We start from the raw sequence: 22,020 nt of genomic DNA, 5'->3' as shown, positions 1-22,020 counted from the left end.
GCCGCGTTGCCGAAAAGCCCTAGTAGCTCCGCTACAAGGACTTCCCGGCGCCTTGCGATCGCACGCACCAGACGACGCCCACTGATCCGACCGGGAATATGACACAGGCTCTCAGGCCCGATCGATGTGCACGTTGGTGGACTTCACCCGGGCGGTGGCCTGCATCCCGACCTCGAGGCCGAGCTCCTCCACCGCCTCCCTGGTCAGCAGCGAGACCAGCCGGTGCGGACCCGCCTGAATCTCCACCTGGGCGGCCACATCACCGAGCTTCACGGCGGTGACGATGCCGGGAAAGGCGTTACGAGCGGTGGTGTACGAGACGTCCTCCTCCCCCGCACCACCGCTCTGCGCGACCTCGACGGAGAACGCGGCGAGATCCCGCCCGTCGATGAGCCGCCGCCCGCCTTCATCCCGGTGCGTGGCGACGCGACCGGCATCCGCCCAACGGCGAGCGGTATCGGGACTGACCCCGAGCAGACGAGCGGCCTGCCCAATTGTGTAGGACTGCATGTGCGACAAGATAGGCGCGATCAGCTCGCATTTGTAAAAGTTGAGGGAGATCTACGGCGCAGATGCGACCCACCCCGTACGAACCTCCAACGCCGCCTCGTCCCCGGAGAGCACCGCGGGACTACTCACGCGCGATCACGCGCGATCATGCGCACCCGGAGTCACGCCGGAGTGGGCTGCGATTTCTGGGCGACGGTGTCGTTGAACGAGGTCAGCCACCAGCGGCGCCCATACGTGTGATGAAGCCCCTTCTCGCCTTCGGCGCATACCAGGGGCCTTCGTCATGCCCGGCCAGCCAGGTGATTGCTGGCCAAAGCCCTCAACGAAAATGGTCCCGCCCCATACCCTGACAGTGCGACCTGCTCAGAGATTGGGGCGAGACCGTGCCATCTGATGCGACCCCGGGCCCTTACGCCGACCCGCTGCGCTTCGGCCAACGAACACAGATCCTCCGCGAGCGGCGCGGCATGACGCGCAGCCAGCTCGCTGATCTCATCGGCGTCTCCCCGCACACTCTGCGGAAAATCGAGAACGGGCAGCAGAACGCGCCAGGGCTCGACATGGTGATGCGTATCGCCGAGGCCCTCCGGGTCCGAGACCTCTCCGACCTGACAGGCCTCCCCGACATGCATGTTGACCTCTTCATCGGCCCCGGACACCCGCGCCTTGGCGCGGTGAAGACCGCGATCGACAGCTTCGCCCTCGTCTCCAGCGCCGAACCCCCGCCAGTGGAGCATCTGCAGGCCCGGCTGCACGCCGCGTGGAAGGCACGCCACCGGGCGCCGAACCACCGCGAAGTCATCGGCAGGCTGTTGCCCCACTTGATTCGAGACGCGCAGTCGCTCGTGCGGCACGCCGACACCGGCAGCGACCGCCGTACTGCACAGGGGCTCCTCGCCCAGGCGTATAGCCTCAGCCAGTTCTTCATCGCCTACCAGCCAGACAGCTCCCTGCTGTGGCGCGTCGCCGAGCGCGGCATGATCGCAGCCCAGGAGTCCGAGGATCCGCACACGATCGGCGTCGCGGCCTGGCTCATGGCGCAAGCCCACCGGGACAGCGGGCACCGACACTTCGATGAGGCCGACGCAGTCAACCTCGAGGCGGTTCGGTTCCTCGAACCGCTGCTGCCGGACGCCTCGGACGATGTCCTGGCCATTGCCGGAGCCCTCCAGTTCGAGCTCGGGTACACAGCGGCTCGGAGAAGAGAGACCGGTGCCGCATGGCGGCACTGGGACGAAGCGGACAGGACGGCCAGGAAACTCCCCCAGGACTACTACCACTCAGTGACGTCCTTCTCGCGCGCCATCATGGGCGCCCACGCCGTCACCGTCGCCGTCGAGCTGCACCAGGGTGGCGAGTCCGTCCGACAGGCGGCGAAGGCCGACGAGGCAGTCATCAAATCCCGGCCTCGGCGCGCACGACACCGCATCGAGGAGGCGCGCGGGTTCCACCTCGACGGACAGCCCGACGTCGCGATCGCCACGTTGGAGAAGGCCCACCGGTCCGCGCCCGAGACGATCGCCTACAACGGGTATGCACGTCGGATCATCCTCGAGGAGACCGAGTCGAAGCAGGCGCAGCGCCGCCGCCGTGCCGCCAAGTTGGCGGTGGATGTGGGCCTGTTGTCCGCCTGATTGAGGTGACCGCATTCCGGTCATCGGTACTCCCGCGCCGCTTCTACCGTCGTCATCAGACCTGATCAACCTGATGACAGGAGCCGCCGATGGATACCACCGCGGTCACGAACTGGCTGGCGCGTTCCCTGCAGGAGCCTGCGCAGGCCCGCCGGGAGTGGGCGGATACCGGCGTAGCGCTGCTCCCGTGTGGCCGCCGGTTCGATGCGGTCCGCCTCCCGGAGCACCTTGTGGGCGCTGCGGTGCGCTCCACCGACCCGGAGGTGGTCGCGGCCCGGCTCGCGCAGCAGCTCGACGGCCCCGTGATCTATGACGGCCGCACCATGGGCGGCACGTACTACGCCCTCACGAGGCGACGCCGTAAAGGAACGTGGCGGCATCAGGACGTCGCGCCATGGCTGGGGGCTGACACCTTCCTCGGCGTGCCGAGGCTCGACCGCACCGAACCGCCCGGCACGCACTGGGTGGTCGTGCCCCGCTTCGAGGGCGACCTGTGCGAGCCCCTCGCCGTGGACGCCCTCAGCCGCATCGGACGTAGCGCCGGCGAGGGGGCAGAGCAGTGCTGACGGAACGGACAGCCGAGGAGCGTCAAGAGCAGGAGGCGTACCAATGTCTCCTGGCGCACCTCGACGGATGCGACCCCTGCCAGGCCATGACGGACTGCGAGGAGGGCGGAAGGATCCGGCGCGCGCTCCGCGCCGCCCGGGCCGTTCTCCGGCACCCCGACGACGCTGAAGGCCAGGTACGACCGGCGGCCCACGATGGGTGAGGGCACGCGGTTCTGCTGGACCTGCGACGAACCGATCCTCGCCGGGCAAGCGGTGGTGACCGGCGTGAAGGTGTCGATCTCCGCCGGAGGTGCGACCTTCGTCAGACACCAGAACTGCCTACGGCCCGCGGGCTACCCGCAGCGACACCCGTCGCCCTCCCCGTCCCGGGAGACGCCGTGACCGCTCCATGACCGCCCCTGTGCGGGCGGTGCCACTACCCGGTCCGGGACGGCGAGACCCACGAGACCCGGACGTGGGGGCCCGAGCCCCGGATCGTCGGCGCTGCGGCGCGCGGTGGAGGCAGAGCGCCGACGGACCGCCACGCAGACGCGCTCCTCCTGACAACCCTGGGCACCGGGTGCTGCCCGCCGAGGACCGCCGGGTGCTCGCCGCCTTCGCCGCCCAGGCCGCCGTGATCCTGGACCGCCAGCGCCTCCAGGCCCAGGCCGACCAGGCCCGCACCCTGGCCGAGGGCAACCGCATCCGCACCGCTCTCCTCGCCGCCGTATCGCACGACCTGCGCACGCCCCTCGCGGGCATCAAAGCCTCGGTCACGTCACTGAGGTCGGACGACGTCGAGTGGTCCGAGGAAGATCAGGCCGAACTACTCGAAGGCATCGAGGACGGCGCCGACCGCCTGGACCACCTGGTCGGGAACCTCCTGGACATGTCCCGGCTCCAGACCGGCACGGTGACCCCGCTGATCCGGGAGATCGACCTCGACGAGGTGGTCCCGATGGCCCTCGGCGGCGTACCCGAAGACTCCGTCGAACTCGACATCCCCGAAACCCTCCCCATGGTCTCCGCCGACAAGGGCCTACTGGAGCGCGCTGTCGCCAACATCGTCGAGAATGCCGTCAAGTACAGCCCCGATGGCGAACCGGTACTCGTTGCGGCGAGCGCACTCGGCGACCGTGTCGAGGTGCGGGTGGTGGACCGCGGCCCCGGCGTCCCCGACGACGCCAAGGAGCGCATCTTCGAACCCTTCCAGCGCTACGGCGACGCACCGCGCGGCGCGGGAGTCGGGCTCGGCCTCGCGGTCGCCCGCGGCTTCACCGAGGCGATGCGCGGAACCCTGGGCGCCGAGGACACCCCGGGCGGTGGCCTCACCATGGTCCTCACCCTGCGCGCCGCGGCGAACCGTCCGCCGACCCACCCGGACCTCCCGGCGCCGGCCACCTCATAGGCGCCCGCAAAACTGCGCCTGACACCACTGCCCACCCCACCGCGGCCTGGGTGACCCAGGCCGCGGTGGGGTGGGCACGGACCTGGCAAACCCCCAAAGCCACCCACGCGTACCTGATCCGGGACCGGGACGCGAAGTACCCCGCCCTCTTCGACGACATCCTGAGCAACGCCGGAATCCAGATCGTGCGCACCGGCATACGAATCCCGCACATGAACGCGATCATGGAACGCCGGGTGGAAACCTGCCGCCACGAACTACTGGACCGCACCCTCATCTGGAACGAGCGCCATCTACGCCACGCGCTCCACCAGTTCGAACCGCACCACAACCTCCACCGGCCCCACCAAGCGATCGACCGGGCAACACCCCAGCGCGCCGGCCCCGAGCCTCTCACCCGCACACACATCACCCACCTTGACGTACGCCGAAGAGACCGCCTCGGCGGAGTTCTGCCCACGAGTACCAACATGCCGCTTGAACCGCGCGGATAGGGTTTTCGGCAGGCGCAGACTGGGCTTCCAAAAGCAAAGACCGCCCCACCGGACGGTGCGGGCGGTCCTTATGTGCGCCAATTCTGCTAGCGAGAAAACCTCACTCCGAATTTCCGCGTGATTGCATGTGGCGCCGACCAAAGTAGAGCATTCCCACTACTCCGCCAACTACACCGGCGCCACACAATACAGTCGCCCATTGAGTCATATCCTGTGTGATCCAGAGCAAGCTCACGACTGCCAGCGCCAGGGAGAACAAAAATCGCTCTCCATATCCCGGGCGGCGCCCCATCAGTCCCTGCTGGCGGTGCACGAGTACTTCACACCCTTCATCTTGATGGTCCGCCACCCTGCCATCGGAGCGACATCAGTTCCACCACCACCGCCGCCACTTTCCTTCCGGCAGTAATAGCCGAGGGCATCAAGCTTCTTGATGGCACTCATCGCCTGGTACTTCTTGTACGACCTGATCATGGCTGCTCGCTTCTGCGCAGGCGTCACTTGCTTCGCCTTCGTGTACGCGTAGCACCCAACGCTGGCGCCGATCCCTACCCACGATGCCCCCTTGGCCAGTGCCTTGGTAAGGCCTGCCGCACCACTGCCGATCCCCAGGACGGCACAGATCTCATCTGCGCCGAGGGCCTGGTAATCCGCTGCTGACTGTGCGACTACCGCATTCCCCTGGTCGTGCGCTGAAGCCGCATACGCCGCGTTACCCACTAGCCCGGTCAAGGCGCAGGCGATCACGACAGATATACCTTTGTTGCGCATGCTCACGAAGCCGTTCCCTAACTTCCTGAAATCGCTTGGTCAAAGCACCAAGAACGCTATCACCGGGCACTTCGCGCACGCAATGATCTTGCCTGAACAGCTTGCTTCCTTAACGGACCCGTTCCAAAGAGACGGATCAATCTCACTTACCGAACAGAACGGACACTCCATCCACAAATCGGCATGGTAGCGCAGGCTCCCGGACCCGGATCCGACCTCTCGCATTTGGCGGCGGGATACCGGTCGCGGGATTCCGGGCTGGTGAGAAATGCTTCGCGTGCGGTGCTCGTGGGCAGCCCGCAGATCACGGGACTGACAGCGGGACGTGATCGCCCAACTCGTCGCTGAGATGGAACCGCTATGGAGCGAACAGAGAGCGAGGCGCATTGGCGCGCCCACAGCAGCGCGCCTTGGTGCGGGTACTTGGTACAAGCTGGTCTTCGTCGACCGGCGGCGGGGTCGTTGCTGATCAGATGCCCGGCGGCGAGGTGGCGCAGGCGCCCCTGCGTTGCCCGCAGGCCACCGCGCAGGGCCTCGATGGCGGGAGTGAAGGGCTGATAATCGATGCCCGGCGGGAACCAGCCGGGCAGGCGCTTGAGATGAACGGCAGGAGGATCAGCGGCTGGGCACTGTCAGCGGCTGCCTCGGCGTCCCCGGCCCGCAAGCCCCTGGTGCAGGAACGGGCCGAAGTCCTGGCGTGAAGAAGGCCTGGCGGCGGCGAAGCGGTGCACACCGGCCTCGATCGCCCCGGGCAGCTCCCTCCCGCCCGCGTTAAACGAGATCCTGACCGTGGCGCTCAGCACCGTACGCGAGGGCGAACGAGACGGCGTTGTGGCGCACGCCTGGAGGCGTGCGCCACAGCGCACCGCGAGCGTCCGGAAGGCCAACCCCTGAGGGTCGGCCTTCCAGGGGTCGTCCCACCCGCCTCACAACGGCATGTCGATCCGATGAGTGCTTTGCTGCTCTCCGCACGTCAGCGAGAGAGCCAAGGAAAGTGATCCGGCTCCGGGTGCTGGCCCTGGCTGCAGCGAGATCGAGCCTTCGGTGAACCGGCCTTCTGGGTCGGTACCAAAGGCACCGCCGCCGTCCGTGTATTCCCTCCCGAGATCGTCCTTGGCTTCCAACGACAGGAAGATCGGCGGCCCGGCCTCCGTCATCGAACCATCGGGCTCGTCCGCCCACCTCTCGGGAAGCGCAGGCGTGATGCGGTAGGAGAGTTCGATCTGCTCAGACGTCCACGTGAGGCTCCGTACCTCCAGTTCGTGACGGCCGCCCAGGACAGCGAACGTCCTGCCTGCACCGCCCCCGTTCTTGCGCCTACCTCTGCCCATGCCTGCTCCCTACGGTGCACCGGCGCCTCAGGCTCATCCCGACCCCTTGGGCGGCACCTGACAGGTGATGTAACGCGTTGCACCCGCTCGCGGGTTGCTGTGGCTCGTGACGAGCCAGTAGAAAGTGATCTTGTTCTTGGTGCGGATGGTGTGCTTCGTACTGCTCCCCTTGCGGTTGTACTTCTTCATGCTGCCGTGGAAGTTGTACGTGCTCGCCCGGGGATGAGGGCCATACGGTGCGTTGATGGCGTGGTTGTTCACCCAGGCGTTGGGCATGGACACCGTTACGGCTGGGCCGAGCTTGGCACGCGACCGCGCCGTCAGTTTGAAGTTCCAGCGGACAGTACCTGCACGCGTCCTGTCCCAGTCGACGTTGGCGACGCCGTGCTTCCACACCCCGGTGCACTTCTTGTCCGCCGCGGTGCGGGCATGTATCTCCTCGGCACGCTGTTGTACGCGCGCGTACGTGACAGCCGGAGCTTCCCCCTCCGCAATGCTGATCAACTCCCCCGTATCCGCCTCGCTATGCGACTCAGCCGCGTGCGCCGGAACAGCACCTCCCGCAAGAAGAGAGACTCCGAGCACGGAACAGATCAGCAGCGAGTGCTGCCTCTTCTGAGGCATTGACAGCTCCCCGTTCAGTCACGCTCACCGCAACATCCGCGGCGAGCTCCTACCGGTCACGGAGACAGACGGGGCCTGCCGAGCACGCGTTCCCCTGGTCGGCATCAAAAGATCGTTAAGCTCCCGTACCCCCCTTCACTCGCTGAAAGCCGAGGGCGACGTTTGCCCCGCAGTTCGCGGGGCGCCGTGTTCTCCGGACAGAGACCTGGTTGTGTACGCGTACGCGGCGAGGCCCGCATCAGGTTGGCTTCTGACCGCGGTTGCCTGATGGCTACACCACAGGCCAGCCGCGCCACCCGCGCGAGCATGGGCTTCGACTACGTCCACTCCGCCGTCGACGATCACAGCCGCCTGGCCTACAGCGAGATCCACGACGACGAGAAGGCGGCCACCTGCGCGGGCCGCGGCATTCTTCGCCGGGCACGGCATCACCCACATCGACCGCGCCCTGACCGACCACGCCTGGCCCTACCGCAAAAGCTTCGCCTGGCGGCAGGCCCTGGCCGACCTCGACGCGGCCGGCAAACTCACCCGCGCCGAATGCACCGCAGCCCTGGCAGACTTCCTGCACGCCTACAACCACCACCGCAGCCACACCGCACTCGGAGGCCAGCCACCGATCAGCCGCGTCAACAACCCCGCGGGTCAATACATCTAGGCACCGCAGTAATCAAGAGTTCCCCTCTTGGGCCGTAGAGTTTGAAGACAGGTGCCCTAAATGACGGTTCACGTGCTAGTCAGCAAAGTTGGCTCCCCCAGCCCATGAACGTGCAGGTCGCTCCCTGTGGTCCCCGCGTATGCAGGGATGGCGACGAGGCTTCGCGACCTACGGCACACAAGCGCATCCCCGTCGACGCGGTCACGTTACGTAGCGAGTGAGCTCGCTACGGGCCGTCGCCGCCCTGCTTCGCTGTCCCTTGGTCGGGACCATCTCCGCGGGTGCGGGGAGGGCGCCGAATGCGCTCGTCGGCAGTCAGGCGCGTACGTCCCGCTGCTGCACTTCCTTGAGGACCGTCGCCACCGTGGCGAAGTCGTTGTCGACGTGGAGCACGGTGTGGCCGTGATGAACCGCGGTCGCACACACGAGGAGATCGATGGCGCCGGCGGCGCGGTGCTGCCCTTGCTGGGTGAGCTTGTACTGCGCGGTATCGACCCAGCGCCACGCGTTCTTGGGAACCGGCGAGAGATGGCAGAGAGCATCCACCTCTTCGGCCAACTCGTCGCGGTGGGCCGGGCTGGTGGCCGAGTAGAGGAACTCTGCCCTCGTGGGCTCGCAGATATGGAACACGCCCGCGGCGATATGCCCTTCCCAGGGCAGCAACGCCCCCGGCGTACGGAAGAGATGCCACAGGGCGGAGGTGTCGAGGAGGTAGGTGATCACTCGAAGGCTGCCCGCCGGGCGCGCTTCGCGGCCGCATGCGCCGCAGCCGCAGCCTCGAACTCGCCCCGCTCACCCCGCGCGGCCAGCTTCTCGGCAGCCTCAAGTCGCTTGATGCGCGCCACGTAGTCCCGCAGAGCCCCGTTGACCGTCTCCTTCTTCGTCGAGACACCCATGAGCCGCATCGCCTCGGCCAGCGCCTCGTCATCGAGATCGACCTGGGTAACAGACATACCAGCCACCCCTCACCGAGAGTCCATGATGTACATAACCACGATACGTCACCAACATTCCTGGGCGGAGGCGTCGGCCAACGAGTGGAGGGGGAACGTGACCGATCCGGAAAGGCCCACCGAGACCACAGGCCCCGCCCTCGTTCCGTGCGGACCCGTCTGCGGCAGCTCTTTCGCGGGGCCCGGCAGACCCTCACGCCTGCGACGACGCCACGCCATCCTCGAGGGACGACCAGCGATCACTCGGACAGCCACCCAGAAGGTGCACACCCGGAGGTTTGCGCCGTTGACGCAGGTGGAATCGTTCCTGCGCCATGGCGCTGTGGTGGGGCGGGTGGGACTCGAACCCACGGCCGACGGATTATGAGTCCGCTGCTCTAACCGGCTGAGCTACCGCCCCTAACGGCGCGTCGCGCACATTTGTGCGCGCCGTCTGCCGCAGCATAGCCGCTCATACGATCTCCTGCTTCGGATGGTCGGCATAGCTCGACCATGAGGACCGCGGGGCCGCCCGCATGGTTCCACCAGGCGCGAAAAAGACCCCTGAGACAGATCTCAGGGGCCCTTCCGTACAGCTCTCCCGACTGGACTCGAACCAGTAACCTGCCGGTTAACAGCCGGCTGCTCTGCCAATTGAGCTACAGGAGACCGAGCTCCCCCGACTGGACTCGAACCAGTAACCTGCCGGTTAACAGCCGGCTGCTCTGCCAATTGAGCTACAGGGGATCGTCTCGTTGCATCGAACTCAGCTACCTGGGAACTCTCCGGGCGGCGGGCGCTCGCTGCGACACATACATTAGCGCAAGCAGGGGGGTGCTCCGCCAATCGGTACCCCTCGGCCGATCAGCAGGCGAGTGACGGACGAGCGACAGACGTGCGACAGACGTGCGAAGCCGACGCCAGGGAAGACGTTAGGGAAGGGTGGCAGCCATGCGGTACCGGCTCACATTCGTGGCGGGACTGGCCCTCGGGTACGTACTCGGGACCCGGGCCGGACGCGAGCGCTACGAGCAGTTGAAGAAGTCCGCCCGTGAGATCTCGCAGAACCCGGCCGTGCGCAACACCGTCGAGTCCGCGACGCAGCAGGGGCGGGACGTGGCGGGCAAGGCCTTCCACACGGTGTCCGAGAAGGTCGGCGACAAGGTGCCCGACTCGGTGGCCGAGCGGGTCCGCTCCCTGCGCGAGCAGCGCGGACCGGGCGGCGCCGAGGACGACTGGGGCACCAGCAACACCTAGGGCATACCCCGGCGCCGCCCCAGGGGCACGCGGGGCGGCGCCGGGTCGTGCCGGATCACGTAGAGCGAACACAGGTACGGGTAGTGCCCGCGGTGCGGCAGAATTCCCGCATGGGGATAGTCGCAGGGTTGGACAGTTCGCCCGAATTCACGCGCATCGTGGTCTGTGACGCGGACACGGGCGCCGTACTCAAGCAGGGTTACGCCCCGCATCCGCTGGAGAGCGGCGAGGGCGGCTCCCGGCCGTCCGACGTCGATCCGCAGGCGTGGCTGCTCTCCCTCGGCGAGGCGGCGGGCAGCGGACTGCTCGAAGGCGTGCAGGCCATCGGTGTCTCCGCCCAGCAGAACGCACTCGTACCGCTCGACCAGCACGGCAACACCGTGCGGCCCGCGCTCGTCGGCAACGACCGGCGGGCGCAGGTGGCCGCCGTCGACCTGATCGACGGCCTCGGCGGCCGGGAGGCCTGGGCCCAGGCCGTGGGATGCGTACCGCAGGCCGGGCAGCCGGTGACGAAGCTGCGCTGGCTGGCGAAGACGGAGCCGGAGGCCGCGAGGCGCGTCGCCGCCCTCATGCAGGCCCCGGACTGGCTGGTCTGGCAGCTGCTCGGGCGGCCCGCCCGGCGTACGACCGACCGCGGCGGCGCCTCGGGCACCGGCTACTGGTCGGCGGCCGGCGGGGCGTACCGCCCGGACCTCGTCGAACTCGCCCTGGGCCACCAGGCGATGCTGCCCGAGGTGATCGGCCCCGCGGAGGCCGCTGGCACGACACCGGAGGGGCTGCTGATATCGGCCGGTACGGGCGAGACGATGGCGGCGGCCTTCGGGCTCGGCGTCCAGCAGGGCGACGCGGTCGTGTCGCTCGGAGCCTCCGGTTCCGTGATGGCCGTGCACCACGAGGCGCTGACCGACGCCCGCGGGATCATCACCTCGCTCGCGGACGCCACCGGCATGCACCTGCCGGTGGTCCACACGATGAACGCCGTGCGGGTGTTGCGCGGCACGGCCGAGATGCTCGGGGTCGCGGACCTCCAGGAGCTGTCCGCGCTCGCCATGAAGTCGACGCCTGGCTCGCACGGGCTCGTACTCCTGCCGTACCTGGAGGGCGAGAAGACGCCGAACCTGCCGCACGCGGCGGGCACGCTGACCGGGCTGCGGCGCGAGTCGATGAAGCCCGAGCACCTGGCGCGGGCCGCCTTCGAGGGCATGCTGTGCGGGCTCGGGGACGCGCTCGACGTACTGCGGGGGCGGGGCGTGGAGGTCCGGCGGGTGTTCCTGCTGGGCGCCGCCGCCGAGCTGCCCGCCGTACAGGCCGCTGCGCCGATGCTGCTCGGTACGCAGGTCGTGGTCCCGCAGCCCGCGGATTACGCGGCGATCGGCGCGGCACGGCAGGCCGCCTGGGCGCTCACCGGGCAGCTGCCGTTCTGGCAGGGGGCCACGGCGCAGGTCTTCGAGCCGGGCGAGGAGCTCGCGGTGGGGCAGGCGGTGCGGCAGCAGTACGTGACCGTGCGGGAGCAGGCCCATCCGGGGGCGTTCGCGTAGGCCCGGCCCGGTCGCGTATCCCCACCCGGCCGGGCCCCTACGGGTACCTCAGGGTCCTTGAGTCGGCCCAGTTCTTTACTCGGGCTGAAATTTGACCCGGTCATGGGTTAATCAGTTGCACGCCCCTGGGTCGGGTGTCGCAGGATTGGGGGCGACCTCGCCCCCAATGTGCCGACACCCGACTCCTCGAGAGACCGAGCGTGCTCATAAGACTCCTGCGGACGTACCTGCGTCCGTACCAGAAACCCATCGCCCTGCTGGTGCTCCTGCAGTTCCTGCAGACCTGCGCCGCGCTCTACCTGCCCAGCCTGAACGCCGACATCATCGACAACGGTGTCGTCGAGGGCGACACGGGCTACATCCTCACCTTCGGCGGCATCATGATCGCCGTCACCGTCGTGCAGATGGTCTGCAACATCGGCGCCGTCTTCTTCGGCGCGCGGACCGCCGCCGCCGTCGGCCGTGACGTCCGGGCCGCCGTCTTCGACCGGGTGCAGTCGTTCTCCGCGCGCGAGTTGGGGCAGTTCGGGGCCCCGTCGCTGATCACGCGGACCACCAACGACGTCCAGCAGGTGCAGATGCTGGTCCTGATGTCCTTCACGCTGATGGTGACGGCTCCCATCATGTGTGTCGGGGGCATCGTGATGGCGCTCGGCCTGGACGTGCCGCTCTCCGGCGTGCTGGTGGCCGTCGTGCCCGTGCTCGGCCTCAGCGTGAGCCTCATCGTGCGGCGGCTGCGGCCCCTGTACCGCACGATGCAGGAGCGGCTCGACACGGTGAACCGGGTGCTGCGCGAGCAGATCACCGGCAACCGCGTCATCCGCGCCTTCGTCCGTGACGACTACGAGAAGGAGCGCTTCCGCAAGGCCAACGCCGATCTGACCGACGTCTCGCTCGGCACCGGCAAGCTGCTCGCGCTGATGTTCCCGATCGTCATGACCGTCGTGAACATCTCCTCGATCGCGGTGGTCTGGTTCGGCGCGCACCGCATCGACAGCGGCGGCATGCAGATCGGCGCGCTCACCGCGTTCCTCGCCTATCTGATGCAGATCGTGATGTCCGTGATGATGGCCACCTTCATGTTCATGATGGTGCCGCGCGCGGAGGTCTGTGCCGAGCGCATCGAGGAGGTCCTGGACACCGCGAGCAGCGTGGTGCCCCCGGCGTCCCCGGTGCGCGAGCTGCGCAGCCACGGCCACCTGGAGATCCGGGACGCCGGCTTCCGCTATCCCGGCGCCGAGGAGCCCGTCCTCAAGGCCGTCCACCTGGTCGCCCGGCCCGGCGAGACGACCGCCGTGATCGGGTCGACCGGCAGCGGCAAGTCGACGCTGCTCAGCCTCGTACCGCGACTGATCGACGCCACCGAGGGCGAGGTCCTGGTCGGCGGCGTGGACGTCGGGACCGTCGATCCCGTCCTGCTCGCGAAGACCGTGAGCCTGGTCCCGCAGAAGCCGTACCTGTTCGCGGGCACCGTGGCGACCAACCTGCGCTACGGCAACCCTCACGCCACCGACGACGAGCTCTGGCACGCGCTGGAGGTCGCCCAGGCCAAGGAGTTCGTCGAGGGCCTGGAGGAGGGCCTGGACGCGCCCATCTCGCAGGGCGGCACGAACGTCTCCGGCGGCCAGCGCCAGCGCCTCTCCATCGCCCGCACCCTCGTGCAGCGCCCGGAGATCTACCTCTTCGACGACTCGTTCTCCGCGCTCGACTACGCCACCGACGCGGCGCTGCGGGCCGCGCTCGGCCGCGAGACCGCCGAGTCGACCGTCGTCATCGTCGCCCAGCGAGTGTCCACCATCCGGGACGCCGACCGCATCGTGGTCCTCGACGAGGGCCGGGTCGTGGGCACGGGCCGCCATCACGAGCTGATGGAGAGCAATGAGACCTACCGGGAGATCGTGCTCTCCCAGCTGACGGAAGCGGAGGCCGCGTAATGCCCCCTGGCATGGGTGGACCGATGATGGGTCCCGACTCCCGCTCCATGGACTTCAAGAACTCCGGGAAGCGGCTGCTCGGGCAGTTCAGGCCCGAGCGCGCCACGATGTGGGCGATGCTCGTGGCCGCCGTCCTGAGCGTCGCGCTCTCCGTGCTCGGCCCGAAGATCCTGGGCCGCGCGACCGACCTGCTCTTCGCGGGCATCGTCGGGCGTGACATGCCGCAGGGGTCGACGAAGGAGCAGGTCCTCGACGGCCTGCGCGCCAAGGGCGAGGGCGGCATGGCCGACATGCTCTCCGGCGTCGACTTCACGCCCGGCGAGGGCATCGACTTCGGCGCGGTGGGCGAGGTCCTGCTGCTCGCGCTCGGCACGTTCGTGATCGCGGGGCTGCTGATGGCGGTGGCGACGCGGCTCTCGAACCGCGCCATCAACCGGACCGTCTTCCGGATGCGCGGCGACGTGCAGACGAAGCTGTCGCGGCTCCCGCTGTCGTACTTCGACAAGCGGCAGCGCGGCGAGGTGCTGAGCCGCGCCACGAACGACCTGGACAACATCAACCAGACGCTGCAGCAGACGATGGGCCAGCTCATCAACTCACTGCTGACGATCATCGGCGTCCTGGTGATGATGTTCTGGGTGTCCCCGCTGCTCGCCCTGGTCGCGCTGGTCACGGTGCCGCTGTCGTTCTTCGTCGCGACGAAGGTCGGCAAGCGGTCGCAGCCGCAGTTCGTGCAGCAGTGGAAGACCACCGGCAAGCTGAACGCCCATGTCGAGGAGATGTACACCGGGCACACCCTGGTGAAGGTGTTCGGCCGGCAGGAGGAGTCGGCGAAGGCGTTCGCCGAGCAGAACGAGCAGCTGTACGAGGCGGGGTTCAAGGCGCAGTTCAACAGCGGTGTCATGCAGCCGCTGATGTTCTTCATATCGAACCTGAACTATGTGCTGGTCGCCGTGGTGGGCGGCCTGCGCGTGGCCTCCGGATCGCTCTCCATCGGTGACGTGCAGGCCTTCATCCAGTACTCGCGGCAGTTCTCGATGCCCCTGACACAGGTCGCCTCGATGGCGAACCTCGTGCAGTCGGGCGTCGCGTCGGCCGAGCGGGTCTTCGAGATCCTCGACGCCGAGGAGCAGGAGGCCGACCCGGTGCCGGGCGTGCGCCCCGACCGGCTGCGCGGGCGGGTTGAGATGGAGCACGTGTCCTTCCGCTACGAGGCGGACAAGCCGCTCATCGAGGACCTGTCCCTCGTGGTGGAGCCGGGCCACACGGTCGCCATCGTCGGGCCGACAGGCGCGGGCAAGACGACGCTGGTCAACCTGTTGATGCGGTTCTACGAGGTCACCGGCGGGCGCATCACCCTGGACGGGGTCGACGTCGCCGGGATGTCGCGGGACGAGTTGCGGGCCGCCATCGGCATGGTGCTCCAGGACACCTGGCTGTTCGGCGGCACCATCGCGGAGAACATCGCGTACGGCGCGTCGAAGGACGTCACGCGCGAGGAGGTCGAGGAGGCGGCGCGCGCCGCCCACGCGGACCGCTTCGTGCGTACGCTCCCCGACGGGTACGACACCGTGATCGACGACGAGGGCACGGGCGTGAGTGCGGGCGAGAAGCAGCTCATCACCATCGCGCGGGCGTTCCTCTCCGACCCGGTGATCCTGGTGCTCGACGAGGCGACGAGCTCCGTCGACACCCGGACCGAGGTGCTCATCCAGAAGGCGATGGCGCGCCTGGCGCACGGGCGGACGTCCTTCGTGATCGCGCACCGGCTCTCCACGATCCGGGACGCGGACACGATTCTGGTGATGGAGAACGGTTCCATCGTGGAGCAGGGCGACCATGACACGCTGCTGGCCGCCGAGGGGGCGTACGCGCGCTTGTACGCCGCTCAGTTCGCCCAGGCAGTGGCCGAGGTCGACTAGGGCCTGTCTTTCGGATCTGTCCGGGGTCGCGGGGCCTGGCACGCACATCTGCGGCGTTGTCGTCGGTTGCCAACGCTCCGCGTTGCCGCCCTCCTCCGCCTTGCAGCTGCACGCACCAGACCCCGCTCAAGCCCCACCCAAGGCAAGGCCACCCAAGTCCGGCCTGATCCGAAAGACAGACCCTAGGGCCCGGCCCCCAGATCAGTCCAGGTAGCCCCGCAGCTGGTCCGCGAACGCGTGGTCACGGAGTTTGTTGAGGGTCTTGGACTCGATCTGGCGGATGCGTTCGCGGGTCACGCCGAAGATCCGGCCGATCTCCTCCAGGGTGCGCGGCCTGCCGTCGGCGAGGCCGTAGCGCAGCTGGACGACCTTGCGCTCGCGCTCGCCGAGCGTGGAGAGCACGGCCTCCAGGTGCTCGCGGAGCAGCAGGAACGCCGCTGATTCCACGGGACTCGTCGCGTCGCCGTCCTCGATGAGGTCGCCGAGCGCGACGTCGTCCTCCTCGCCGACCGGGGCGTGCAGCGAGACGGGCTCCTGCGCCAGGCGCAGCACCTCGCTGACGCGCTCGGGCAGGAGGTCCAGCTGGGCGGCGACCTCCTCGGGCGTGGGTTCGTACCCGCGCTCCTGGAGCATGCGGCGCTGGACGCGTACGACACGGTTGATGAGCTCCACGACGTGCACGGGCACGCGGATCGTGCGGGCCTGGTCCGCGAGGGCGCGGGACATGGCCTGGCGGATCCACCAGGTCGCGTACGTCGAGAACTTGTAGCCGCGGGCGTAGTCGAACTTCTCAACGGCCCGGATCAGCCCGAGGTTCCCCTCCTGGACCAGGTCGAGCATGGTGAGGCCGCGGCCGACGTAGCGCTTGGCGACGGAGACGACCAGGCGGAGGTTGGCCTCGATGAGGCGGCGCTTGGCCATCCGGCCCATGACGACCAGTTTGTCGAGGTCCAGGGCGAGTTGGGAGTCCAGGTCGGTGGCGTTGCCCAGCTTCTCCTCGGCGAAGAGGCCTGCCTCGACGGCGCGGGCCAGCTCCACCTCCTCCGCCGCGGTGAGCAGCGGGATCCGCCCGATCTCGCGGAGGTACTGGCGGAACAGGTCGGACGAGGGGCCGCCGGCGTCGGCGCGGCTGCGGGGGGCGGGAAGGTCGAGGGTCTCCGGTTCCAGCGCCTCCGCGGCCTCGGGCGCGTCCTGCTCGTCCGGCGCCACCTGCGCCACGTGCGCTTCGGGAACGTCCGGCGTCTCCGGTGCGCTCTGTGTCTCCGGGTGATGGCTCGCCCGGCTCTGCGACGGGACCGACTCCAGGACGGCCGCGTCCGCTTCCGCTTCCGCATCGGCGCGCACGGCGGTGTCGGTCTGGGTGAGGGTCTGGGTCTGCACGGGGGCGACCTCCAGGGTGATCGCAGCTGAGGCGTGCGGCAACGGGAGAGGGACGACGGCCTCGCCGCTGTCCGTCCCGGACACGATGTGTGGAACCGCGGGGGTGTCGGACCCACTGTCTGCGGGTCGGCCGCGCTCCGAGGACTCAGGCACCGGAACCCAGTGTGGGGCACGACACACGGCCGCCACGAGGGGCGTGCGGTGACTTTCTGAGTCCGTTCCGTGACCGCGTGGTTACCCGCCGGGTAACCCCTGGGCCCGGGTCGAACCCCGGAGAACCTCAGGGGCTGTTTGCGGGGACTGTCGGGGACTGCCTCCGGGGCTGCCCTCAGAGGGCGTCCGCGCCCCGTTCGCGCAGCGCCTGCCCGTACTGCTGAAGGACCCACAACTCGTTCTGCACGGCGCTCAGATGCTGCGGGTCGCCGCCCGCGCCGAGCCGGGCGAGGCTGCCCTGGACGTCGCGGATGCGGCGGTCGACGGCGCGCAGGCGGACCTGCACGAGCTGGATGCCCGCGTACACCTCGTCGACGGTCTTGCGCAGGATCGCCTCGACGGCGAGCTCGGTGACCATCGAGCGGACCGCGTCGTCCGGCGCGGCGTCACGGACGCGGACGAGGTACTCCTGGGGGTCCTGCGCGCCGTACTCCGCGCCGCCCGCCTCCTCGATGGCGCGGCGCACCGCCGCGTAGGGCGGGGCGGTGAACTCGTCGAGGCCGTACGCGTCGAAGGCCGGGGAGACCAGGTGGGGGTATTGCAGGGCGAGCTTGATCAGCTCGCGCTCGGTGCGGTGCGCGGGGCTGCGGAGGTTGAGTGCGGGGCCGCTGAAGCCCTGCGGGGCGGCCTCGTACGTCTGCGAGGAGCGCTGGGCGGCCGGCGCCGGGCCCCGGCCGCCGCGGTCGCGGGCCCAGCGGGCCAGCTGGGCGACGCGCTTGACGACGAACTGCGTGTCGAGGATGCCGAGCATGCCGGCGAGCTGGACGGCGACCTCGTGCTGCGCGCCGCTGTTCTTGATGCGGGCCACCACCGGGGCGGCCTCGTCCAGGGCGGCGGCGCGGCCCGCGGGGGTCTCCAGGTCGTAGCGCGAGACGATCTGGCGGAGCGCGAACTCGAAGAGCGGCGTACGGGGTTCGACCAGGTCGGCGACTGCCGTGTCGCCCTTGGCGAGGCGCAGGTCGCAGGGGTCCATGCCGTCGGGGGCGATGGCGATGTAGGTCTCGGCCGCGAACTTCTGGTCGTCCTCGAAGGCGCGCAGGGCGGCCTTCTGGCCCGCCGCGTCACCGTCGAAGGTGAAGATCACCCGGGCCGAGCCGTTGTCCATCAGGAGGCGGCGGAGGATCTTGATGTGGTCGCTGCCGAAGGCCGTGCCGCAGGTCGCGATGGCGGTGGTGATGCCCGCGAGGTGGCAGGCCATCACATCCGTGTACCCCTCGACGACGACGGCGCGGCTGGTCTTGGCGATCTCCTTCTTGGCGAGGTCGATGCCGTACAGGACCTGGGACTTCTTGTAGATCGCCGTCTCCGGCGTGTTCAGGTACTTCGGGCCGTTGTCGTCGTCGCGGAGCTTGCGGGCACCGAAGCCGACCACTTCGCCGCCGATGTCGCGGATGGGCCACATCAGGCGGCCGCGGAAGCGGTCGATGGGACCGCGGCGACCCTCCTGGGAGATGCCGGAGAGGGTCAGCTCCTTGTCGGTGAAGCCCTTGCCGCGCAGATAGCGGGTGAGGTGGTCCCAGCCCGCGGGGCTGTAGCCCACGCCGAAGTGCGCGGCCGCGGCCTGGTCGAAGCCGCGCTCGGCGAGGAACTTGCGGCCGATCTCGGCCTCGGGGCTCTCCAGCTGGTCCACGTAGAACTGCGCGGCGATCTTGTGGGCCTCGACGAGGCGGATGCGCTCACCGCGCTGGTGCGCGGGGTTGTACCCGCCCTCTTCGTAGCGCAGCGTGATGCCCGCCTGGGCGGCGAGGCGCTCGACCGTCTCCGAGAAGGTGAGGTGGTCGATCTTCATCACGAAGGCGATCGTGTCGCCGCCTTCCTGGCAGCCGAAGCAGTGGAAGAGACCCTTGCTCGGGCTGACCTGGAAGGACGGGGACTTCTCGTCGTGGAAGGGGCACAGGCCCTTGAGGTTTCCGCCCCCCGCGTTGCGCAGCTGGAGGTAGTCGGAGACCACGGCGTCGATCGGGACCGCGTCCCGAACCGCCTTCACGTCTTCGTCATTGATCCTGCCTGCCACGTAGGAATACTACGGGGCGCCTGTGACACTCCCGCCCTGCCGGTCACGCGAGGAGCGACGCCAGCGGGACCGACGGGTCCGCGAGAGCGTCCGGGTCGGGACGCACACCCCGCAGAATCAGCTGCTGGATCGGCTCAGTGACGTCCCACACATTGACGTTCATCCCCGCGAGGACCCGCCCGTCGGACAGCCAGAAGGCGATGAACTCGCGCTTGGCCGTGTCACCGCGGACCACCACCTGGTCGTACGTCCCCGGGGGCGCCCAGCCCGAGTACTCGAGGCCCACGTCGTACTGGTCCGAGAAGAAGTAGGGCACCCGGTCGTAACGGACGTCCTGGCCGAGCATGGCGCGGGCCGCCGCGGGTCCGCCGTTGAGGGCGTTGGCCCAGTGCTCCACGCGGAGGCTGGTGTCGAACAGCGGGTGGCGCAGGGCGGCCACGTCGCCCGCCGCGTGGATGTCGGGGTCCGAGGTGCGCAGGGACGCGTCGACGGCGATGCCGCCGCCGTCCGCGCGGTCGACCAGGTCGAGGCCCGCCGACTCGGCGAGCGCCGTGCGGGGGGCCGCGCCGATCGCCGCGAGGACGTCGTGCGCCGGGTGCTCCTCGCCGTCGTCGGTGCGGGCGGCGAGAACCATGCCGTCCTGGCCGGTGATCTCGGTGAGCCGCGCGCCGAAGTGGAAGCGCACGCCGTGCTCGGCGTGCAGGTCGGCGAACATCTGGCCGATCTCGGGGCCGAGGACGGCGTGCAGCGGCGTCGGCTCCGGCTCGACGACGGTGACCTCCGCGCCGTACTCCCGGGCGGCCGCCGCGATCTCCAGGCCGATCCAGCCCGCGCCCGCGATCACCAGGTGCCCGTTGTCCCTGCCGAGGGAGGCGAGGACGTGGCGCAGCCGGTCGGCGTGCGCGAGGCGGCGCAGGTGGTGGACGCCCGCGAGGTCGGTGCCCGGCACCTCGAGACGGCGCGGCTCGGCGCCGGTGACCAGCAGGAGCTTGTCGTAGCGGATGACGGCGCCGTCGCCCAGGCGCACGGCCTTGGCGGCGCGGTCGATGGCGACGACGGTCTGCCCCAGGTGCAGTTCGACGTCGGCCTGCGCGTACCACGCGGGTTCGTGGACGAAGACGCTGTCGCGCTCCTCCTTGCCCAGCAGGTAGCCCTTGGACAGCGGCGGGCGCTCGTAGGGGTGGTCACGTTCGTCACCGATGAGGATCACCCGGCCGGTGAACCCTTCGGAACGGAGTGTCTCGGCCGCCTTGGCGCCGGCCAGACCTCCTCCGACAATGACGAACGTCTGATCCGCGTCGACCACTTGATGCCTCCTCGCCGGGGTACCGGGGATGTCCCCCGGAAGAACACAGAATTGCCGATCGGCCTTGCCGCCACAGGGAGCGTCCCGCACGGAGCGTGATGGGGGAAGGGGGCGTGGCTCCAACTGGCCACATTCCGTCACACCCTGTGGTCACTTCATGGTCATTTACTGTCGTTTCACTGGGGTCTCGCCGTCATTCGCGTGTGCAGGGCGCGGGCCGCCGCGTCGGTGAGCGACGCGATCTGGTCGATCACGACGCGCCGGGCGGCGCGGTCGTCGGCCGCCGCGTCGTACAGGGCGCGGAACTGCGGGTCGAGCCCGTCGGGGGCGCGGACGGTGAGCGCCTCGGCGAGCTCGGCGACGACGATGCGCTGGTCCGCGCGGAGCCGCTCCTGGGCGGGGCGCTGCATCACATAGCGGTCGGCGACGGCCTTGAGCACCGCGCATTCGTGCCGCGCCGCGCGGGGGACGACGAGCTCGGCCGCGTACCGCGTGAGGGGCCCCGGGCCGTACCGCGCGCGGGTGGCGCTCTCCGCGGCCAGACAGAAGCGGCCGATGAGCTGGCTCGTGGCGTCCTTCAACCGGGCCTGGGCGACGGCCGATCCGTCGTACCCGTGCGGCCACCACTCCTGCTCCAGTAGGCGGTCCAGCGCCTGGTCGAGCTCTTCGGGGTCGGTGTCATCGGCTACGTAGCGGCCGATCGCCACGGCGTGGATGTCCTGCCGCTCGGGCTCGGCGTGCAGCGCGTTCGGATCGATGTGTCCCGCGTGCAGGCCGTCCTCGAAGTCGTGCACCGAGTACGCGACGTCGTCGGACCAGTCCATGATCTGCGCCTCGAAGCAGGTGCGCCGCCCCGGCGCCTCCTCACGGACCCAGTCGAAGACCGGCCGGTCGTCCTCATAGACACCGAACTTGGCGGAGTGCGGGTCGGCGGGGTGGGCGCCGCGCGGCCACGGGTACTTGGTGGCGGCGTCCAGGGCGGCACGGGTGAGGTTGAGGCCGACGCTGACGAGGTCGCCGGTGGCGGCGGAGCGGGTGAAGCGCTTCGGCTCGATGCGGGTGAGGAGGCGGAGCGACTGGGCGTTGCCCTCGAAGCCGCCGCAGTCGGCCGCCACTTCGTTCAGCGCCTGTTCGCCGTTGTGCCCGAACGGCGGGTGGCCCAGGTCGTGGGAGAGGCAGGCCGTCTCCACCAGGTCGGGGTCGCAGCCCAGGGCGGCGCCCAGCTCGCGGCCGACCTGGGCGCACTCCAGGGAGTGCGTCAGACGGGTGCGGGCGCTGGCGTCCCAGGCCTGGCTGCGGGTGCCGGGAGTGACGACCTGGGTCTTGCCCGCGAGGCGGCGCAGCGCCGCGGAGTGCACGACGCGCGCGCGGTCGCGCTGGAAAGCCGTGCGCCCCGGCCTCTTGTCGGGCTCGGCGGCCCACCGCTCGGCGGCCGCCTCGTCGTAGGCGCTGTAGGCGGTGCGGTCCTCGGGTCGCGCGTTCGGTGCTGTGCCTTCCATGCACCGACAGTAGACGCAAGCAGTGACAAACAGGGATCTGGCCCCGC

17 protein-coding genes, 3 tRNA genes and 3 pseudogenes are annotated in these 22,020 nt (G+C 69.2%); 9 read left to right on the top strand and 14 right to left on the bottom strand.

What is annotated here, in order from left to right:
- Window positions 1-111: 111 nt before the first annotated feature.
- Window positions 112-510 carry a molybdopterin-binding protein gene (locus ACFVYR_RS15955; RefSeq protein ID WP_384255330.1) on the bottom strand — a complete coding sequence of 133 codons (399 nt, stop codon included), beginning with the start codon at window positions 508-510 and terminating at the stop codon, window positions 112-114.
- A gap of 383 nt (window positions 511-893) precedes the next feature.
- On the opposite strand from ACFVYR_RS15955, the gene ACFVYR_RS15950 reads away from it, so the two are divergent.
- The 4 genes and pseudogenes from ACFVYR_RS15950 to ACFVYR_RS15935 all read left to right on the top strand — a co-directional run bounded on the left by ACFVYR_RS15950 (window position 894) and on the right by ACFVYR_RS15935 (window position 4,594).
- A complete protein-coding gene (locus ACFVYR_RS15950) occupies window positions 894-2,144 on the top strand; it encodes a helix-turn-helix transcriptional regulator (protein ID WP_384255328.1) in 1,251 nt (416 codons plus the stop codon).
- A gap of 89 nt (window positions 2,145-2,233) precedes the next feature.
- The gene (locus ACFVYR_RS15945) at window positions 2,234-2,710 is read left to right on the top strand and encodes a hypothetical protein (RefSeq protein ID WP_384255326.1); all 477 of its coding nucleotides are present in this window, start codon (window positions 2,234-2,236) and stop codon (window positions 2,708-2,710) included.
- A gap of 559 nt (window positions 2,711-3,269) precedes the next feature.
- Window positions 3,270-4,100: pseudogene (locus tag ACFVYR_RS15940) on the top strand (sensor histidine kinase); the annotation flags it as partial.
- 50 nt (window positions 4,101-4,150) lie between these two features.
- Window positions 4,151-4,594 carry an integrase core domain-containing protein gene (locus ACFVYR_RS15935; RefSeq protein WP_384255324.1) on the top strand — a complete coding sequence of 148 codons (444 nt, stop codon included), beginning with the start codon at window positions 4,151-4,153 and terminating at the stop codon, window positions 4,592-4,594.
- Window positions 4,595-4,885: 291 nt separating this feature from the next.
- On the opposite strand, the gene ACFVYR_RS15930 is transcribed toward ACFVYR_RS15935, so the two are convergent.
- The 4 genes and pseudogenes from ACFVYR_RS15930 to ACFVYR_RS15915 form a co-directional block, all read right to left on the bottom strand.
- Complete coding sequence (locus tag ACFVYR_RS15930; RefSeq protein WP_384255394.1) at window positions 4,886-5,365, bottom strand: hypothetical protein; 480 nt, start codon at window positions 5,363-5,365, stop codon at window positions 4,886-4,888.
- 503 nt (window positions 5,366-5,868) lie between these two features.
- Window positions 5,869-6,032 (bottom strand): annotated as a pseudogene (locus tag ACFVYR_RS15925) (ABC transporter permease); the annotation flags it as partial.
- Between the two features lie 259 nt (window positions 6,033-6,291).
- The gene (locus ACFVYR_RS15920; protein WP_384255322.1) at window positions 6,292-6,696 is read right to left on the bottom strand and encodes a hypothetical protein; all 405 of its coding nucleotides are present in this window, start codon (window positions 6,694-6,696) and stop codon (window positions 6,292-6,294) included.
- Between the two features lie 33 nt (window positions 6,697-6,729).
- The gene (locus ACFVYR_RS15915) at window positions 6,730-7,320 is read right to left on the bottom strand and encodes a hypothetical protein (RefSeq protein ID WP_384255320.1); all 591 of its coding nucleotides are present in this window, start codon (window positions 7,318-7,320) and stop codon (window positions 6,730-6,732) included.
- 303 nt (window positions 7,321-7,623) lie between these two features.
- On the opposite strand from ACFVYR_RS15915, the pseudogene ACFVYR_RS15910 reads away from it, so the two are divergent.
- Window positions 7,624-7,978, top strand: a pseudogene (locus ACFVYR_RS15910) (IS481 family transposase); the annotation flags it as partial.
- Window positions 7,979-8,293: 315 nt separating this feature from the next.
- Here the strand turns inward: ACFVYR_RS15910 and ACFVYR_RS15905 are convergent.
- From ACFVYR_RS15905 to ACFVYR_RS15885, 5 genes are all read right to left on the bottom strand, one after another.
- Window positions 8,294-8,701: a PIN domain nuclease gene (locus tag ACFVYR_RS15905; RefSeq protein WP_384255318.1), complete on the bottom strand. Its 408-nt coding sequence runs from the start codon at window positions 8,699-8,701 to the stop codon at window positions 8,294-8,296.
- Window positions 8,698-8,931, bottom strand: a complete 234-nt coding sequence (locus tag ACFVYR_RS15900) for a type II toxin-antitoxin system VapB family antitoxin (RefSeq protein WP_073724608.1) — start codon at window positions 8,929-8,931, stop codon at window positions 8,698-8,700. The genes ACFVYR_RS15905 and ACFVYR_RS15900 overlap by 4 nt, the downstream gene beginning before the upstream one ends.
- Window positions 8,932-9,254: 323 nt before the next feature.
- A tRNA-Ile gene (locus tag ACFVYR_RS15895) sits at window positions 9,255-9,331 on the bottom strand.
- A gap of 175 nt (window positions 9,332-9,506) precedes the next feature.
- Window positions 9,507-9,579: transfer RNA gene (locus tag ACFVYR_RS15890), tRNA-Asn, on the bottom strand.
- A gap of 5 nt (window positions 9,580-9,584) precedes the next feature.
- Window positions 9,585-9,657: transfer RNA gene (locus ACFVYR_RS15885), tRNA-Asn, on the bottom strand.
- Window positions 9,658-9,861: 204 nt separating this feature from the next.
- Here ACFVYR_RS15885 and ACFVYR_RS15880 point away from each other — a divergent pair.
- The 4 genes from ACFVYR_RS15880 to ACFVYR_RS15865 all read left to right on the top strand — a co-directional run bounded on the left by ACFVYR_RS15880 (window position 9,862) and on the right by ACFVYR_RS15865 (window position 15,561).
- Complete coding sequence (locus ACFVYR_RS15880) at window positions 9,862-10,167, top strand: YtxH domain-containing protein (protein WP_384255316.1); 306 nt, start codon at window positions 9,862-9,864, stop codon at window positions 10,165-10,167.
- Between the two features lie 110 nt (window positions 10,168-10,277).
- Window positions 10,278-11,705, top strand: coding sequence for an FGGY family carbohydrate kinase (locus tag ACFVYR_RS15875; RefSeq protein ID WP_384255314.1), 1,428 nt, complete (start codon window positions 10,278-10,280; stop codon window positions 11,703-11,705).
- 200 nt (window positions 11,706-11,905) lie between these two features.
- Window positions 11,906-13,639, top strand: a complete 1,734-nt coding sequence (locus ACFVYR_RS15870) for an ABC transporter ATP-binding protein (RefSeq protein WP_384255311.1) — start codon at window positions 11,906-11,908, stop codon at window positions 13,637-13,639.
- An 11-nt stretch (window positions 13,640-13,650) separates the two neighbouring features.
- Window positions 13,651-15,561 carry an ABC transporter ATP-binding protein gene (locus tag ACFVYR_RS15865; RefSeq protein ID WP_384255309.1) on the top strand — a complete coding sequence of 637 codons (1,911 nt, stop codon included), beginning with the start codon at window positions 13,651-13,653 and terminating at the stop codon, window positions 15,559-15,561.
- Window positions 15,562-15,762: 201 nt separating this feature from the next.
- Here the strand turns inward: ACFVYR_RS15865 and ACFVYR_RS15860 are convergent, their stop codons facing one another.
- From ACFVYR_RS15860 to ACFVYR_RS15845, 4 genes are all read right to left on the bottom strand, one after another.
- Entirely contained in the window at window positions 15,763-17,094 is a 1,332-nt protein-coding gene (locus ACFVYR_RS15860) for an RNA polymerase sigma factor (RefSeq protein WP_384255307.1), read from the bottom strand.
- Between the two features lie 175 nt (window positions 17,095-17,269).
- Complete coding sequence (gene dnaG, locus ACFVYR_RS15855; protein ID WP_384255305.1) at window positions 17,270-19,168, bottom strand: DNA primase; 1,899 nt, start codon at window positions 19,166-19,168, stop codon at window positions 17,270-17,272.
- A 43-nt stretch (window positions 19,169-19,211) separates the two neighbouring features.
- Window positions 19,212-20,474, bottom strand: coding sequence for an NAD(P)/FAD-dependent oxidoreductase (locus ACFVYR_RS15850; protein WP_384255302.1), 1,263 nt, complete (start codon window positions 20,472-20,474; stop codon window positions 19,212-19,214).
- 176 nt (window positions 20,475-20,650) lie between these two features.
- Window positions 20,651-21,973 carry a deoxyguanosinetriphosphate triphosphohydrolase gene (locus tag ACFVYR_RS15845; protein ID WP_384255300.1) on the bottom strand — a complete coding sequence of 441 codons (1,323 nt, stop codon included), beginning with the start codon at window positions 21,971-21,973 and terminating at the stop codon, window positions 20,651-20,653.
- Window positions 21,974-22,020 lie beyond the last annotated feature (47 nt).

Origin of the sequence: Streptomyces sp. NPDC058284 (genome assembly GCF_042881135.1) — a bacterium.
GTDB lineage: Bacteria > Actinomycetota > Actinomycetes > Streptomycetales > Streptomycetaceae > Streptomyces.
This window is presented reverse-complemented; position numbering and strand designations above follow the sequence as displayed.